Here is a 14,581-nt window from a genome sequence, read left to right as displayed (position 1 = left end):
GGGCCATTGTGGCATCCACCGTTCGAGGTGCCATATTTCCTGTCATTTGATAGAAATGACTCTGAAGCTTGTACATGCGGACGTAACAGACCCGTCACCAGCACGGAATGCCCGCCATCAAAACTTTCAAGTGACAGTTAAGGAGGCCGAACATGGCAGACACGAACTCGACCGAAGGGGCACGGTCACACGCCCGCGCCCAGGCCGCGGCGGCGCAGTTACGGGTGCCGCCGACGCCCGCGGGTGTGACCGAACTGCGCTGGGCTGAGGCCGTCCCGGCCGAGTCCTATGCCACCAAGGTGCTGGGCCGGGGCACCCGGCTGCGGCTGGCCGATCCGGTCGGCGGCGCGTGCGCGCACCTGTTGTTGTTCCGCGCCGACGCCCCGTGGGAGCGGCTCAACGTCGCCGACACGGTGAAGGTGCCGTGGCAGGCCTACCTCGGGGCCGGCCATCCCCTGCTCTCCGATCAGGGCCGGGTGCTGGCCACCGTCGTCGCCGATACCTCGGGCCACCACGACACGCTGTGTGGGCTGACCCCGGCCGGACAGGCCCAGATGCTGCTCGGCGTGCACAAGCACGGCCTGGACATCCGCGATGTGGCGCCCTCGGTGTCGTTCTTCAAAGGCGCCCGGGTACAAGCCGACGGCGGACTCGTCTTCACCGGCAGCTCCGGCCCCGGCGGATCCGTCGACCTGCTGATCCATCTGCCCGTCGTCGTGGTGCTGGTCAACACCGCGCACCCGCTGGACCCCGAACCCGCGACCACCGACCTCGATGTGCTGGCCTGGCGGGCCGACGACGAACTGACCCGTCCTGTCAACGACGACCCCGAATATCTGCGCGCCCTGTTCAACACCGAAAGTGCTTGGGCCGCTGCACAGAACAGTGCCTTCTAACCGAGACGAGGACCGCATCACCATGACCACTTTCGACGTTGCCGCCTGCGCACCGTGGTCGGCCATCGTGCCCGCCGGCAAGACGTTGCAGATCATCGACCTGTTCGGCAACCAGGCCGTGGACACGCTGTTCTACGGGGTGACCGCCGGCCGGCCCGACCCGGCACTGCGCTACAACGCGCAGACAACCGTTGCCGCGCAACGCAATATCTTCCTGTCCACCGGTTCGGTGTTGCGTGCCTCCGACGGCACCGCGCTGATGACCATCATCGACGACGAGGTCGGCAACCACGACACCATCGCCGGTGCGTGCTCGAAGGAATCCAACACCTTGCGCTACGGCCATCACACCGTGCATCAGCACGCGTGCGCGGAGAACTTCCTGGCCGAGGCCACCAAATGGGGAATGGGCAAGCGCGACATCGTCTCCAACGTGAACTTCTACATGAATGTCCCGGTGGACGACGACGGCACCCTCGGTATCGTCGACGGGTTGTCGGCACCCGGCAAGACGCTGACCCTGCGGGCCGAGATCGACACCTTGGTGCTGGTGTCCAACTGTCCGCAGATCAACAACCCGTGCAACGGCTTCAACCCGACGCCGGTGCAGATGGTGATCTCGTCATGATCGAAGTGCTGCGGCCGGGCATGCTCACCACGGTGCAGGATTGGCCGGGGCGAGTCGGCTACTGGCACATCGGCGTTCCGCCGTCGGGTCCGATGGACGATCTGTCCTTCCGGATCGGCAACCGGGTGCTCGGCAACGACGAGGGGCTGCCGGGCCTGGAGTGCACGCGCGGCGGACCGGCCCTGCGTTTCCCCGAGGGCGGCCGCGTCTGTGTGACGGGCGCACCGGCGCCGGTCACGCTGGACGGCACGCCCGTGCCGCAATGGCAGTCGGTCACGGTGCCCGCCGGCGGCGTGCTCGATGTCGGCATGCTCTCCGGCCCCGGGATGCGTTGTTATGTGCTGATCGCCGGGGGCCTGGTCGAGCCCGAATATCTGGGCAGCACAGCCACATTCACCTTGGGTACGTTCGGCGGGCATGACGGCCGGCCACTGCGCGAGGGCGACACCCTGGCCACCGGAGTCGATCCCGGCCCGCACCAGGACTGGCCCGACCGCGATGCCAGGGCCGCCATCGAGGAGCAGCCCAGCATCGGGCATCGCTGGGAGATCGCGGTCACCGAGGGCCCGCACGGCGCACCGGAGTTCTTCACCCGCGAGGACATCGACACCGTGGTGGGCACCGAGTACACGGTGCATTTCAACTCCGACCGCACCGGCGTCCGGCTTGAGGGCCCCAAACCGCACTGGGCGCGCACGGACGGCGGCGAGGCCGGTCTGCACCCGTCCAACATCCACGACAACGCCTACTGCGTCGGCGCACTCGACTTCACCGGTGACACACCGATCCTGCTCGGGCCCGACGGTCCGAGCCTGGGCGGATTCGTCTGCCCGGTCACCGTGGTCGGCGGCGACCGGTGGAAGCTGGGTCAGCTGGCGCCCGGCGACACCGTGCGTTTCGTGCCGGTGCGCGCCGACCGGGCGCCGTCGCTGCGCACCATCGACTCGGACCGGCGGGCATCGCTGCCGGCGGTGCTGTCCACCGGCGGTGACGGCGATGACGGCCTGCTGAGCCGGTTCACCGCCGCCGACGGCACCAAGGTCACCATGCGCCGCGCCGGCGACGGCGGGGTCCTGGTCGAATACGGCGAGATGGTGCTCGATCTCGCCCTGCGGGCCCGGGTGCACGTGCTCTACGAACACCTGCTCTCCCGGCAGATCGCCGGGATCACCGAGCTCACGCCGGGTGTGCGCTCACTGCAGGTGCAGTTCGACCCGGCCGTGCTGCCGATGGCCGAGGTGGTGGATCTGATCGCCCGGGCCGACGAAAGTCTGCCCGCGACAACCGAACTCGTCGTACCCAGCCGGACCGTGCGGCTGCCGTTGTCGTGGGACGACCCGGCCACCCGCGAGGCCATCGAGCGCTACATGCACGGTGTGCGCGCCGACGCGCCGTGGTGCCCGTGGAATATCGAGTTCATCCGGCGGGTGAACGGCCTGGCCGACGTGCAGCAGGTCTATGACACCGTGTTCGACGCCGACTACCTGGTGCTCGGCCTGGGCGATGTGTACCTGGGCGCGCCGGTGGCCACTCCCCTGGATCCCCGCCACCGGTTGGTGACCACGAAGTACAACCCGGCGCGCACCTGGACCCCGGAGAACGCCGTCGGGATCGGCGGGGCGTACATGTGCATCTACGGGATGGAGGGTCCGGGTGGCTACCAGTTCGTCGGGCGCACCACCCAGGTGTGGAACCACCGGCATCCGGCCGACTCGGCATCCTTCGAGCCGGGCACCCCGTGGCTGCTCCGCTACTTCGACCGGATCAGCTTCTACCCGGTGAGTGCGGACGAGTTGCTGGACCTGCGTGCCGATATGGCGGCCGGTCGCGGGCAGGTGCAGATCGCCGACGGGCAGTTCGAACTGGCCGGCTACCGCGACTTCCTGGCCGCGCACGCCGACTCGATCGCGGAGTTCCGTGCTCAGCAGGCAACGGCGTTCGGCGCCGAACGCCGGGCCTGGGACGCCGCCGGAGAGTTCCGCCGGGCGGGCTGAGCCGTTTGTTCACCTCGATGTGGCACCCTGTTCACGACTTCCAGCCAGACCGAAGGTGAAAATGCCTGCTGCCAAGCCCAAGACCTCCCGCTACACCGAGGTGGAGCGCAAGTTCGACGTGCTCGAGACCACCGTGTCACCCTCATTCGAAGGGCTGGCCGCCGTGACACGGGTGCAGCATTCACCGACCCAGACACTGGAAGCCGTCTACTACGACACCGCGGACTACGACCTCGCCGCGCACAAGATCACGCTGCGCCGCCGCACCGGCGGCACCGATGCCGGCTGGCATGTCAAGCTGCCCGCCGGCCAGGACACCCGCACCGAGGTGCGGGCCCCGCTGGAGGACTCCGTACCCGAGGAGATCCGCGATGTGGTGGCGGCGATCGTGCGGGACCGGCCGCTGGCGGCGGTGGCCCGCATCTCCACGCAGCGCTCGGTGTCGCTGCTGTTCGGCGTCGACGGGACGCCGGTCGCGGAGTTCTGCGACGACAGCGTGACGGCCACGGCGCTGCGCCCGGACAGCGAGCCGCAGGCGTGGCGGGAGTGGGAGCTGGAACTGGTCGGCGACGCTCCGGCCGAGGTGCTGGAGCGATTGGCCAACCGGCTGCTCGATGCCGGCGCCGTCCCGGCCGGACACGGCTCGAAACTGGCCCGGGTGCTCGACGTGGGAGCGCCGGAGAAGGCGCCGGCCCCGCTGGACCCGGTGCACCGCGCCGTCGCCGAGAACGTCGAGGCCCTGCTGGAGTGGGACCGCGCGGTGCGCGCCGACGTGTGGGACTCGGTGCACCAGATGAGGGTGACCACCCGCAAGATCCGCAGCCTGCTGGCCGAGGAGGCGGGCACCGACAACGCGTGGATCCTCGACGAACTCAAGGAGTTGGCGGCGGTGCTGGGCGTGGCCCGCGATGCCGAGGTGCTGGCCGAGAAGTACGAGCGTGCCCTCGATGCGCTGCCGGAGAACCTGGTGCGCGGACCGGTGCGGGAACGTCTGGTCGACGGGGCCAGGCAGAAGTACAAGGCCGGCTGGCGGCGCTCGCTCGCCGCGATGCGCTCGGAGCGCTACTTCCGTCTGCTCGACGCACTCGAAGCCGTGGTGGCCTCCCCCACCACCACCGCCGAAGGCGAGCCCGCGCAGGTGACCGTCGAGGGCGCCTACCGCAAGGTCGCCAAGGCTGCCAAGGCCGCGAAGGCCGAGGGCACCGACGAGGCGCTGCACCGGATCCGCAAGCGCGCCAAGCAACTTCGCTACACCGCGGCCGCACACGGGGAGACCGCCGTCGCCAACGGCGCCAAGACCATTCAGACGCTGCTCGGCGATCACCAGGACAGCGTGGTCAGCCGCCATCACCTGCTCACGCAGACCGATGCCGCGCACGCCGCGGGCGAGGACACCTTCACCTACGGGCTGCTGTATCAGATCGAGGCCGAGATCGCGCTGCACGCCGAGGACGAGATCGGCGCCGCCCTGAAGTCGCTGCGCAAGGCAGTGGGACGGTGACGGGGCACCGATAGGGGCGGACGAGCTGGCCTGTAAGCCGGATTCTGTGCTCGGCTCCTCGTTGCCGAGGTGCCAAGCGGCGACCATCCATCTGGACACACCGTCGCCGGGTGCCTCAAGCGGCCTACCCGCAAGCTCGGGCGAGCAGCCCTCGAACGCTCGCGCAGCCACAACCAGGTTGCGGCCTTCTTGGCCTTGCTTCGGGTGGGGTTTGCCTAGCCGCCCCGGTCACCCGGGGCGCTGGTGCGCTCTTACCGCACCGTTTCACCCTTACCGTCTCCGGCGGTCTGTTTTCTGTGGCACTTTCCCGCGAGTTTCCTCGGATTGCCGTTAGCAATCACCCTGCTCTGCGAAGTCCGGACTTTCCTCGAATTTCTCCGCGGTCGCCCGGCCAACTCGTCCGCGCGGGTTACCTTAGCAACATGGCGCAGGTACCTCCAGCCCGCTATTTACTGCGGGCCAAGGATCTGGCCGACGCGCGGTACGCCGATCCGCTGACCGTCGACCACTTGGCGGCGGCCGCAGGACTGTCCCGGGCCCATTTCAGCCGGATGTTCACCCGGACGTTCGGCGAATCGCCGCGGGCCTATCTGCAGACCCGGCGCCTGGAGCGGGCGGCAGCCCTGCTGCGCTATACCGAGCGATCGGTGGCCGATATCTGCGCGATGGTCGGGCTCACCAGCGTCGGCTCCTTCACCACCAGCTTCGCCCGCATCTATGGCTTGCCGCCGGCGGCGTACCGGGCCTCGTTACCGCCGGCGAGCAGCTACGCACGGGTGCCGAGTTGCATCCTCAAACGGGATACCCGAAAGACAGCACATCTGGAGAAGACGGGCACCGGGCAGTCCTCGTAGCGTCGAGTCCATGATCAAGATCGCAAACGCCCACCTGTGGGTACACGACCAGGAAGTCGCTCTCAAGTACTGGACCGAGAAGGTCGGATTCGAAGTGCGCCAAGATGTTTCACTTCCGGATATGGACAACGTCTTTCGGTGGCTCACCGTGGGTCCGCCCGGCCAGGACGACGTGTCCATCGTGTTGATGGCGGTGCCCGGCCCGCCCTTCATGGACGCGGCCACCCAGCAGCAGGTCCGCGAGCTGACCGCCAAGGGATTCGCCGGCACGATCTTTCTCACCACCGAGGACTGCCGGTCGAGCTACGAGGAACTCAAGGCCCGCGGTGTCGAGTTCACCGAGGAACCACACCAGCAGCCCTACGGGATCGACTGCGGGTTCCGCGACCCGTCGGGCAACAGTGTGCGACTGACCCAGCCGGCCGATATGAGCGCGTTCGCGAACCCCTAGAAGGGCGGCGGATTCGCCTCGGCGCGGGCGCGATTGAGCGCCCGTTCGCGGGCGATACGGTAGGCCCGCTCGTGCGCCCGGGGTCGTGCGCGGGTGGGCATCGCCAACCCGCGGGCCGGGGTGGGTGGGGGCGCTTGGGCGCGGGCGAGTACGCCGGTGCGGGCGGCCAGCTGCGGAAAGAACAGCGCCCCATCGGGTGTGCTCTGGTAGACCCGACCGGCCGGTGAGACGAGTGTGAGGGAACCGTCGGGCCCCTGTACGTCGGACCACCCGGTGTAGAACGTCTTGACCAGATGATGGGTCCGGCAATACAGCTTGGTGTTCGACGGATGGGTGACTCCGGCCGGCCACGGGACGGTGTGATCGATATCGGACACCTCCGCCGGTGCATTGCAGCCGTACCACCGGCACGTCAGATCCCGGGCCCGCACAAAATCCGCCAACCGCGCCGAGGGCCGGTAACCAGGTTCGGTGGACAACGCCGGTGGCCGCGGCACCGGCCGGCACCGGGCCCGCGCCGCCATCTGGCGCACCTGTTCGGCCGGGATCGCCCCGTAGCCCGGCAGCAGCCCCGGCGTCTCACTATCGCCCTCGACGGTGGCCTGCTCGGCCAACACATGGATGACGATGCTGCCCGCGGGGGCCTCAGCGGTACCGGCCGGGCATTCGGCCGAGCCGCACATGCATGCCAGCCGGGTCGCGCCTTCGGCGAGAGCACGCAGCGCGTCGGCGCGACGCTCGGCATGCGTACGGGGGTCGTTCGGGCACACGGTGCGCGCCAGCTCATCGAGCCTCTTGTCGAACACGGCGGCATCGGCCGCGTCGGCAGTGCCGATAACGTCGGCAAGCCCGTTACCGGCGGGCGTGACGTCGATCCTGCGCTCGGCGCGGCGCTGTTTGGCCACCCGGATCGCCTCAGGGTCGACCTCCAGCACCAGCCAGTCGACCAGCTCGGCGACCCTGTCCCGTGAACGCGCCGCCCACCCCGGCGCCTGGGCGGCCACCCGCTCATCGACGATCCCGAGCAGATCGGGATCGACGATCAAGGCGGTGCGCGCCGCGATCGCGGTGAAATGCCCGTACTCGAGATCACCGGCCAGGAAAACCTGAGCCAGCCGCGGCAGCCGTTCGATCAATGTCCGGCCGTGCGCCATCTCCGTGGAGGCCCGTTGCCGTCCGATCCCCAGCTCGGTGGCCACCTCGACGGCCACCAATTCCCAGTCGTCGACCACCCAGTCCTGATGGGTGTTGCCCAGCTCAGCCATCCGAACGCCGGTGTAGTGGCCCAGCGCGACCAACCGCCGCGCCGTCGCAGCCCGCTCAGCCCGCAACTCCCCGTGCGCGGTGGCGAGATGCGAGTCGAACATGTGTTCGATACTACTGCGACCCTATGACAAGTCCCCACGCTCACGTGCGATCCGCACCGACACCCTGGGCAACCGCTGCCCGGGGCGCCTCGCCACCGCGTAGTCCCAGGCCAGACCCTGGCCGAGCTGCCAGCCACGCCACCGCGCCAGGAGGCACATCAAGGCACCCACCGCGGTGCCCACCAGCGCTCCAGCGGTCGATAACCCGGCGTACCAGAAGCCGATGACCACCGCGCTCGCCACCACGGCGCAGCTCGCGTACAAGGTGTTGCCGCCGAAGATCTGCGGGATCCGCTGGACGAACAGATCCCGCAGCGCACCTCCGCCGACCGCGGTGATGGTGCCGAGCAGCAGGGCCGGCAGCCAGCCCAAGCCCAGCGACAACGTCTTCTGCGCGCCGACCGTCGCCCAGCAGCCCAGCGCCAGCGCATCGATCAGCGGGAACGAGACGTTCCACAGCCGCCCGCGCACCGGCAGGACGAAGGCGACCACCGCCCCCGCGATGGCCGTCAGCGCGTAGAGCGAATCGGTCAGCGCCACCGGCGGCCCGTGCTGCAGCAGCGTGTCGCGGATGATGCCGCCGCCGAGTCCGGAAAGCAAGGCAAGCGCCGCGAAACCCACCGGGTCCAAACGCTTGTCGCGGGCCACCATGCCGCCGAGGATCGCGTTGGTGAAGACGCCCGCCAGGTCGAGGGCACGAAACAGTTCGACGAACACGCCTGAGGGTATCTACGTCCGGCGCTGCAACACCATCACGTTGTCGATCAGGTGACCGTGCTCTCCCTCCGGACCCGTCGCCTCCCGCTCGACCGGTTCGGCCCGCAGCCGATCCCAGCCGTCGCCGAGGTCCAGCGCGGCCAGCACCTCGTCGACGCTGGGGAACGGATAGTCCTTGTGCTTGGACCATGGCGGCGCGGCCCCGTGATCGACGATCACCAACCGCCCACCCGGAGCGACGGCAGCGGCCGCCCGGCGCAGTACCGCGGTGCGGTCCAGCGGCACCGTCGAATGCAGGAACTGCGCCGACACCAGGTCGAACTCACCCGCCGGAAAGGTCTCGGTCAGATCATGACGCTGAAAGTCGATGCGCTCCAACAGTTCACCGGCATCCTGGGCAGCCCGGTCCAGCGCCACACCGGAGATATCGGTGGCCACCACCTGCCAGCCGTTGCGGGCCAACCAGATCGCGTCACCGCCCTCTCCGCAGCCCAGATCCAGGGCGCGCCCGGGTGGCACCGCGCCGGCGATATCGGCCAGGTGCTTGTTCACCCGTCCGCTCCAGACCCGTTCGCGCTCACCGTAATGCCGGTCCCAGTGCTGCTGCGCGGTCGACTCGAATACCGGCCACGGCGTGCCGGGCAGACCGACGTCGTCGGTCATCAGGCTCTGCATCACCGCGGCCCCCGCCATCGATCCGGACGCCACCGCCGCGGACACCTGCGGCATACCGGGACAGAGGTCGCCCGCCGCGAACACGCCGGGCACCGAGGTCCGTTGCATCGGATCGACGGCGACCGCGTCGACGGCAACCGGCGACGGAGGCGCCAGGGCAAGCCCGAGCTGCGCCACCAGATCGCCGCGTTGGCGCAGACCGACCGAAACAAGCAGCCCCCGGCGCGGCAACCGGCCACCGTCGGCGAACACCACCGCAGCCAATTCGCCTTCCTCGGAATGCAATTGCGCGATCGGCCGCTCATCCACCTTGATCCCGGCACCGGCCAAGAGGTCGAGCTGACCGGTATCGAGTCCGGCGGGCCCATTGGACAGCACGACGATGTCCTCGGTCCACCCGCGCAGCAGCAGCGCGACATGCACGGCGCGGTCGCCCTGCGCGAGCACGGCCAGCGGCTGATCGCGCGCCTCCCAGCCGTGGCAGAACGGACAGTGGAACACCGACCGCCCCCACAGTTCCGCCATGCCGGGGATCTCCGGCATCTCGTAATGCATGCCGGCGGCCAGCAGTACCCGACGCGCCCGAATGCGGCTGCCGTCAGCGGTGGTCAGCACGAAGTCCGCGCCGTCGCGGACCGCGGTCACCACCGTCGCCGACCGCACCTCGACGCTGGGGTACGCGCCGAGTTCGGTGCGTCCGATCTCATAGAGCTGCGCGGGCGGGCGGCCGTCGTGTCCGAGCAGCCCACCGATCCCGTGTGCTGCGAGGTTGCTCTGTGTGCCGGCGTCCAGAAGCAGGGTGCGACGACGCGCCCGGCCCAGGACCAGCCCGGCGCTCAGTCCCGCGGCGCCGCCGCCGACGATGATGCAATCCCATGTGGTGTCCATGGTTAGAGCTTGCCGACACCACGCAACGATGCCAAGCTGATTTGCCATGCAGGCAAAGTCCGTGGACGACACTGTCCGCAAACGGCTGCGGGACCTACGCACCCAGCAGGGGCTGACCCTGCAGGATGTCGCCACTCGCGCCGCCATCGACGTGTCGACGCTCAGCCGGCTGGAGTCCGGCAAGCGCCGGCTGGCTCTCGATCACCTGCCCCGGCTGGCCTCGGCGCTGGCGGTCAGCACCGACGAGCTGCTGCGCGAACCCGAGTCCGAGGACCCCCGCGTCCGCGGCAGCTCACATACCCGCCACGGCGTCACGTACTGGCCGTTGACCCGCAACGGCCCCACCGGGGGTCGGCACACGTACAAGGTGCGGGTCAGCGCCAGACGCAACAAGCCGCCCGCCGAGTTCCCCGTGCACGAGGGCCAGGACTGGATGTACGTGTTGTCCGGCAAGCTCCGGCTGATCCTCGGCGAACGGGACTTCACCATCGAACCCGGTGAGGCCGTGGAGTTCTCGACGTGGACGCCGCACTGGTTCGGCACCGTCGACGGCCCCGTCGAGGCGATCATGATCTTCGATGTGCACGGCGAGCGGATGCACCTGCACAGCTAGTTCAGATACGCCGTCTGGTTGACCAGCCGCACCGAGGCCAGCCCGTCGGGGTAGAACTCCGCGATGCTCAGCGAGGCGAGGTCCAGATGCAGCCGGTACAGAATGCCGGCGCTGCCGTCCAGGGCAAGGCGCAGAAGTGTTTTGATCGGTGTCACATGCGATACCACGAGCACCGTGGACCCGCCGTGCTCGGCGACGATCCGGTCACGTGCCCGGCGCACCCGGCGCGCGACGGCGTCGAAGCTCTCCCCGTCCGGGGGTGTGATGCTGGTGTCGCGCAGCCACCGGCCGTGCAGTTCCGGATCCCGTTGCACCGCTTCGCCGAACGTCAAACCCTCCCAGGCCCCGAAATCGGTTTCGATGAGGTCGTCGTCGACGGTGACGTCCAGACCCAACACCTTCGCCGCGGCGGCCGCGGTCTCATGGGCCCGCTGCAGGGGTGAGGAGATGACGGCGGACACGCCGCCCTGCTCCCCCAGGTAACGCGCCGCCGCATCGGCCTGAGCGCGACCCAGTTCGGTCAACGGCGGATTGCCGCGACCCGAGTACCGCCGATTCACCGACAGTTCGGTCTGGCCGTGCCGTAACAGCATCAGCCGGGTGGGCTCGCCGCGCGCACCGGTCCAGCCGGGTCCCGAGCTCGACCCGGCGGGCTTGTCCACCGGGTCGTCCTGTGCGGCGTCCATCGCCTCGTTGGCCAGCCGGTCGGCGTGGGAATTGCGGTCCCGCGGAATCCATTCGTAGCTCACCGCGTCGAACTGGCGGGCCGCCTGGGTGGCTTCGCGGTGCAGCTCCAGCAGGTCGGGATGCTTGACGCGCCAGCGGCCCGACATCTGTTCCACCACCAGTTTGGAGTCCATCGAGACGGCCACCTCGGTGGCGCCGACCTCGGCTGCCGCCGTCAAACCTGCGATCAGACCCCGATATTCGGCGACATTGTTGGTCGCCATGCCAATCGACTCGCGGCGTTCGGCCAGCACCGCGGAATGGTCCGCGCTGAAGACGACCACACCGTAGCCCGCGGGTCCCGGGTTGCCCCGCGAACCACCGTCGGCCTCGACGAGAACCTTCACGGTTTGATCCGCAGCAGGATCGCCCCGCATTCGGGGCAGCGCAGCACCTCGTCCTCGCCGGCCGCCGAGATCCGGGCCATCTCACCGCGGTCGATCTCGATCCGGCAGGCGCCACATCGCTTGCCCTGCAACAGACCGGCGCCCGGGCCACCCTTGGCCCGCTGCTTCTCGTACATCGCGACCAGCTCGGCATCCAGACCGGAGGTCAGCTCGGTGCGGCGCAGCCCACCGACATGGCGGGCCTGGTCGATGGCGACCAGCGCCTCATCGCGCGCCAATTGCGCCGCAGACATATCGTTGTGCAGGGTGTCGATGCGGGCGAGCGCCTCGGACCGCTGGGCCTGCAACGCTTCACGGCGCTCCATCACCTCCAGCATCGAATCCTCCAGCGCGGACTGGCGGCGCTCCAACGTCTCCAACTCGTGCTGCAGTTCCGAGAGCTGTTTGGGGTTCACCTCGCCGCCCTCGAGCAGCGACCGGTCCCGGTCCTCACGCTGCCGGACTCCGTCGATCTCGCTCTCCAATTTGGCGACTTGGCCGTCCAGGTCCTCCAAAGTGATGCTCAGCACGGCGAGTTGGTCGGTAGCGGCCCGGTGTTCGGCCTGCGCCTCCTCGAACCGCTGCTGCTCGGCGAGGTTGCGGGCCCGGTGCTCCACCCGGCTCAGCTCGGCGTCCAACTCGACCAGCGTCAACAGCGAACGCTGTTGGGTGAGTGCAGCTTTCATCAATGATGTCCTTCTTCGATATTCCATGGGTCGGTGCGCACCGTGCTCACGCGCACCGGAAGTTCAGCGCCGAAACGTGTGGTGAGCAGGGCGGCCGCCTGTCCGCACCACGGGTATTCACTGGCCCAGTGCGCCACATCCACCAGAGCGGTGCCGAAGTTGCGACGGTGCTCATCGGCCGGATGGTGGCGCAGATCCGCGGTCACGTACACCTGGGCATCGGTGCGGGCGACCGTGTCCAGCAGCGAGTCGCCCGCGCCGCCGCACACCGCCACCCGCGAGATCAGCGCTTCCGGGTCGCCGGCCGCCCGTACCCCCCACGAGGTGGCCGCCAGCCGGCCACGCACTCGGGACACGAACGCCGACAGAGATTCCGGTTCGGGCAGGGCGCAGATCCGCCCGATGCCGACCCCGGAGGGCAGCGGCGCCAGGGCGAACACATCGAAGGCCGGTTCCTCATACGGATGCGCGGCGCGCAATGCCGCCAGCACCCGCGGACGCACCGCCGACGGCGCGATCACCTCGACCCGGTCCTCGGTCACGTGTTCCAGGGTGCCGACGGTGCCGATGGCGGGGTCGGCGCCTTCCCGCGGCAGAAACTGCCCAGTGCCACTGGAACTCCAACTGCAGCAGGAGTAGTCGCCGATCTGGCCCGCCCCGGCCGCGAACAGCGACACACGCACCCGCTCAGCGTCTTCGGCGGGAACGAAGACCACCCACTTGTCCAGGCCGGAGCGGGACTCCGCCGGCGCCAGGACGTCCTGCACCACCAGACCCAGGGCGTCGGCCAGCGCATCGGAAACCCCGGGCAGCGCCGCGTCGGCGTTGGTATGCGCGGTGAACAGCGATCGTCGCGAGCGGATCAGCCGGTGGATCAACGACCCTTTGGCGGTGCTCGCCGCCACCGTGTCCACCCCGCGCAGCAGCAGCGGGTGGTGCGCCAGCAGCAGGCCGCCGTCGGGTACCTCGTCGACCACCGCCGCGGTGGCGTCCACCGCGATGGTCACCGACGACACCGGCTCCGACGGGTCACCGCACACCAGGCCCACCGAGTCCCAGTCATGCGCCAGCGCAGGCGGATACGCGGCGTCGAGGACCTCGATCACGTCGGACAACAGGACACTCACCGCAGGATCTCCCTAAAACCCGACACCAAAGCCGGCCACTCCGGCCGGACCGCTGCGCGCAGATAGTCACCCTCGAGCCCCACGAAGGTGTCGCAGCGGCGCACCGCAATCCCATTGCTGTCCAACTGTTTCCGTGCCAGTTCGGCGTCGGCGACGCGCATCAGGACGAATGGGGCGCAGCCGTCGACCACCTCGATGCCCGCCGCCCCCAGTCCGGACACCATCTCGGTGCGCAGCGCCGCCAACCGGCGGGCGCCGGCCTCGGCCTCGGCGACGGCCTCCGGTGCACAGCACGCGGTCACGGCTTCGAGCTGTAGCGTGCCCAGCGGCCAGTGCGCCCGCCGGGCGGTCAACCGCTCCAGCACCTCGGGCGCACCCAGCGCATAGCCGACCCGGAGTCCGGCCAGCGACCACGTCTTGGTCAGGCTGCGCAGCACGACGACGTCGGGCAGCGCCAGGCCGGCCACCGATTCGGGCTCCCCCGGCACCGCGTCGGCGAACGCCTCGTCGACCACCACGATCCGGCCCGGGCGGCGCAGCGCGAGGATCTGCTCGCGGGTGTGCAGCACCGAGGTGGGGTTGGTCGGGTTGCCGATGACCACCAGATCGGCTTCGTCGGGCACGCGGGCATCGGCCAGCGTGAACGGCGGCGCCAGCACGACGTGGTCGGTCGGAATGTTCGCGGCGCTCAGCACCGCCTCGGGTTCGGTGAACGACGGGGCGATCAGCGCGGCCAGGGTCGGCGACAGCTGCGGCAGCAGCGCGAACCCCTCCGCGCCCCCGGCCAGCAGCGCCACCTCGTCCACCCCACGGCCGTGCCGCTCGGCGACTGCTCGCACCGCCCGGTCGGTGTCGGCCGCGGCGGGATAGTGGCCCAGATCACCCAGCCGCGCACTCAACCGGTCCACCAGCCACGACGGCGGACCCTCGGCGCGCACGTTGACCGCGAAGTCCAGCATGCCGGGCGCGACGGCCTGATCGCCGTGATAGCGCGCCGCCTGCCGGACCCGGTGAACCACAGCACGACAGTAGTGCGCCGCAGGACACCACAGGTACATCGGCGACAATGAAC

Annotated in this window: 14 protein-coding genes, 1 other RNA gene and 1 pseudogene; 7 read left to right on the top strand and 9 right to left on the bottom strand. The window is 69.4% G+C overall.

Features of this window, described 5'->3' with window-relative positions; all coding sequences use genetic code 11:
• The first annotated feature begins 152 nt into the window (after positions 1-152).
• From QN239_RS13860 to QN239_RS13845, 4 genes are all read left to right on the top strand, one after another.
• Positions 153-896 carry a DUF1989 domain-containing protein gene (locus QN239_RS13860; protein ID WP_499011108.1) on the top strand — a complete coding sequence of 248 codons (744 nt, stop codon included), beginning with the start codon at positions 153-155 and terminating at the stop codon, positions 894-896.
• A 22-nt stretch (positions 897-918) separates the two neighbouring features.
• Complete coding sequence (locus QN239_RS13855) at positions 919-1,524, top strand: urea amidolyase associated protein UAAP2 (protein ID WP_499011106.1); 606 nt, start codon at positions 919-921, stop codon at positions 1,522-1,524.
• On the top strand, positions 1,521-3,518 hold the full coding sequence (locus QN239_RS13850) for a 5-oxoprolinase/urea amidolyase family protein (RefSeq protein WP_499011104.1): 1,998 nt from the start codon (positions 1,521-1,523) through the stop codon (positions 3,516-3,518). The genes QN239_RS13855 and QN239_RS13850 overlap by 4 nt, the downstream gene beginning before the upstream one ends.
• 61 nt (positions 3,519-3,579) lie before the next feature.
• Positions 3,580-5,019: a CYTH and CHAD domain-containing protein gene (locus QN239_RS13845; RefSeq protein ID WP_499011102.1), complete on the top strand. Its 1,440-nt coding sequence runs from the start codon at positions 3,580-3,582 to the stop codon at positions 5,017-5,019.
• A gap of 17 nt (positions 5,020-5,036) precedes the next feature.
• Here the strand turns inward: QN239_RS13845 and rnpB are convergent.
• Positions 5,037-5,418, bottom strand: an RNA gene (gene rnpB / locus QN239_RS13840) — RNase P RNA component class A.
• Between the two features lie 23 nt (positions 5,419-5,441).
• Here rnpB and QN239_RS13835 point away from each other — a divergent pair.
• Both QN239_RS13835 and QN239_RS13830 read left to right on the top strand, forming a co-directional pair.
• Positions 5,442-5,873, top strand: a complete 432-nt coding sequence (locus QN239_RS13835) for a helix-turn-helix domain-containing protein (RefSeq protein ID WP_499011100.1) — start codon at positions 5,442-5,444, stop codon at positions 5,871-5,873.
• 10 nt (positions 5,874-5,883) lie between these two features.
• A complete protein-coding gene (locus QN239_RS13830) occupies positions 5,884-6,324 on the top strand; it encodes a VOC family protein (protein ID WP_499011095.1) in 441 nt (146 codons plus the stop codon).
• Here QN239_RS13830 and QN239_RS13825 read toward each other — a convergent pair.
• The 4 genes and pseudogenes from QN239_RS13825 to QN239_RS13810 all read right to left on the bottom strand — a co-directional run.
• Positions 6,321-7,691 carry an HNH endonuclease signature motif containing protein gene (locus QN239_RS13825; RefSeq protein ID WP_499011092.1) on the bottom strand — a complete coding sequence of 457 codons (1,371 nt, stop codon included), beginning with the start codon at positions 7,689-7,691 and terminating at the stop codon, positions 6,321-6,323. The two genes, QN239_RS13830 and QN239_RS13825, sit on opposite strands and share 4 nt — an antisense overlap.
• Before the next feature lie 21 nt (positions 7,692-7,712).
• Positions 7,713-8,408, bottom strand: coding sequence for a trimeric intracellular cation channel family protein (locus QN239_RS13820; protein ID WP_499011090.1), 696 nt, complete (start codon positions 8,406-8,408; stop codon positions 7,713-7,715).
• Positions 8,409-8,420: 12 nt separating this feature from the next.
• Positions 8,421-9,071: a methyltransferase domain-containing protein gene (locus tag QN239_RS13815; protein ID WP_499016759.1), complete on the bottom strand. Its 651-nt coding sequence runs from the start codon at positions 9,069-9,071 to the stop codon at positions 8,421-8,423.
• Between the two features lie 93 nt (positions 9,072-9,164).
• Positions 9,165-9,971 (bottom strand): annotated as a pseudogene (locus QN239_RS13810) (NAD(P)/FAD-dependent oxidoreductase); the annotation flags it as partial.
• 46 nt (positions 9,972-10,017) lie between these two features.
• On the opposite strand from QN239_RS13810, the gene QN239_RS13805 reads away from it, so the two are divergent.
• Positions 10,018-10,584 (top strand): helix-turn-helix domain-containing protein, encoded by a 567-nt coding sequence (locus tag QN239_RS13805; protein WP_167162362.1) that lies wholly within the window; start codon positions 10,018-10,020, stop codon positions 10,582-10,584.
• Here the strand turns inward: QN239_RS13805 and QN239_RS13800 are convergent.
• The 4 genes from QN239_RS13800 to cobC are packed head-to-tail and all read right to left on the bottom strand — an operon-like array spanning position 10,581 to position 14,567.
• On the bottom strand, positions 10,581-11,657 hold the full coding sequence (locus tag QN239_RS13800) for a bifunctional RNase H/acid phosphatase (protein ID WP_499011086.1): 1,077 nt from the start codon (positions 11,655-11,657) through the stop codon (positions 10,581-10,583). The two genes, QN239_RS13805 and QN239_RS13800, sit on opposite strands and share 4 nt — an antisense overlap.
• Positions 11,654-12,382: a zinc ribbon domain-containing protein gene (locus QN239_RS13795; RefSeq protein ID WP_499011083.1), complete on the bottom strand. Its 729-nt coding sequence runs from the start codon at positions 12,380-12,382 to the stop codon at positions 11,654-11,656. Before QN239_RS13795 ends, QN239_RS13800 begins: the two co-directional genes overlap by 4 nt.
• Positions 12,382-13,509, bottom strand: a complete 1,128-nt coding sequence (locus tag QN239_RS13790; protein ID WP_499011080.1) for a Nif3-like dinuclear metal center hexameric protein — start codon at positions 13,507-13,509, stop codon at positions 12,382-12,384. Before QN239_RS13790 ends, QN239_RS13795 begins: the two co-directional genes overlap by 1 nt.
• Positions 13,506-14,567 (bottom strand): Rv2231c family histidinol phosphate aminotransferase CobC, encoded by a 1,062-nt coding sequence (cobC, locus tag QN239_RS13785; protein WP_499016756.1) that lies wholly within the window; start codon positions 14,565-14,567, stop codon positions 13,506-13,508. The genes QN239_RS13790 and cobC overlap by 4 nt, the downstream gene beginning before the upstream one ends.
• Positions 14,568-14,581: the final 14 nt, after the last annotated feature.

Source organism: Mycolicibacterium sp. Y3, assembly GCF_051188035.1.
Lineage (GTDB): Bacteria > Actinomycetota > Actinomycetes > Mycobacteriales > Mycobacteriaceae > Mycobacterium > Mycobacterium fluoranthenivorans.
Note: the sequence above shows the minus strand (reverse complement) of the source record. Positions and strands in the feature narration are given on the sequence as shown.

What these genes read in the sequence shown, in the direction of transcription:
- cobC (WP_499016756.1), bottom strand. Translation starts at nt 14,567, where the DNA reads ATGTACCTGTGGTGTCCTGCGGCGCACTACTGTCGTGCTGTGGTTCAC.
- QN239_RS13850 (WP_499011104.1), top strand. Translation starts at nt 1,521, where the DNA reads ATGATCGAAGTGCTGCGGCCGGGCATGCTCACCACGGTGCAGGATTGG.
- QN239_RS13805 (WP_167162362.1), top strand. Translation starts at nt 10,018, where the DNA reads ATGCAGGCAAAGTCCGTGGACGACACTGTCCGCAAACGGCTGCGGGAC.
- QN239_RS13845 (WP_499011102.1), top strand. Translation starts at nt 3,580, where the DNA reads ATGCCTGCTGCCAAGCCCAAGACCTCCCGCTACACCGAGGTGGAGCGC.
- QN239_RS13825 (WP_499011092.1), bottom strand. Translation starts at nt 7,691, where the DNA reads ATGTTCGACTCGCATCTCGCCACCGCGCACGGGGAGTTGCGGGCTGAG.
- QN239_RS13835 (WP_499011100.1), top strand. Translation starts at nt 5,442, where the DNA reads ATGGCGCAGGTACCTCCAGCCCGCTATTTACTGCGGGCCAAGGATCTG.
- QN239_RS13830 (WP_499011095.1), top strand. Translation starts at nt 5,884, where the DNA reads ATGATCAAGATCGCAAACGCCCACCTGTGGGTACACGACCAGGAAGTC.
- QN239_RS13815 (WP_499016759.1), bottom strand. Translation starts at nt 9,071, where the DNA reads ATGACCGACGACGTCGGTCTGCCCGGCACGCCGTGGCCGGTATTCGAG.
- QN239_RS13860 (WP_499011108.1), top strand. Translation starts at nt 153, where the DNA reads ATGGCAGACACGAACTCGACCGAAGGGGCACGGTCACACGCCCGCGCC.
- QN239_RS13855 (WP_499011106.1), top strand. Translation starts at nt 919, where the DNA reads ATGACCACTTTCGACGTTGCCGCCTGCGCACCGTGGTCGGCCATCGTG.
- QN239_RS13795 (WP_499011083.1), bottom strand. Translation starts at nt 12,382, where the DNA reads ATGAAAGCTGCACTCACCCAACAGCGTTCGCTGTTGACGCTGGTCGAG.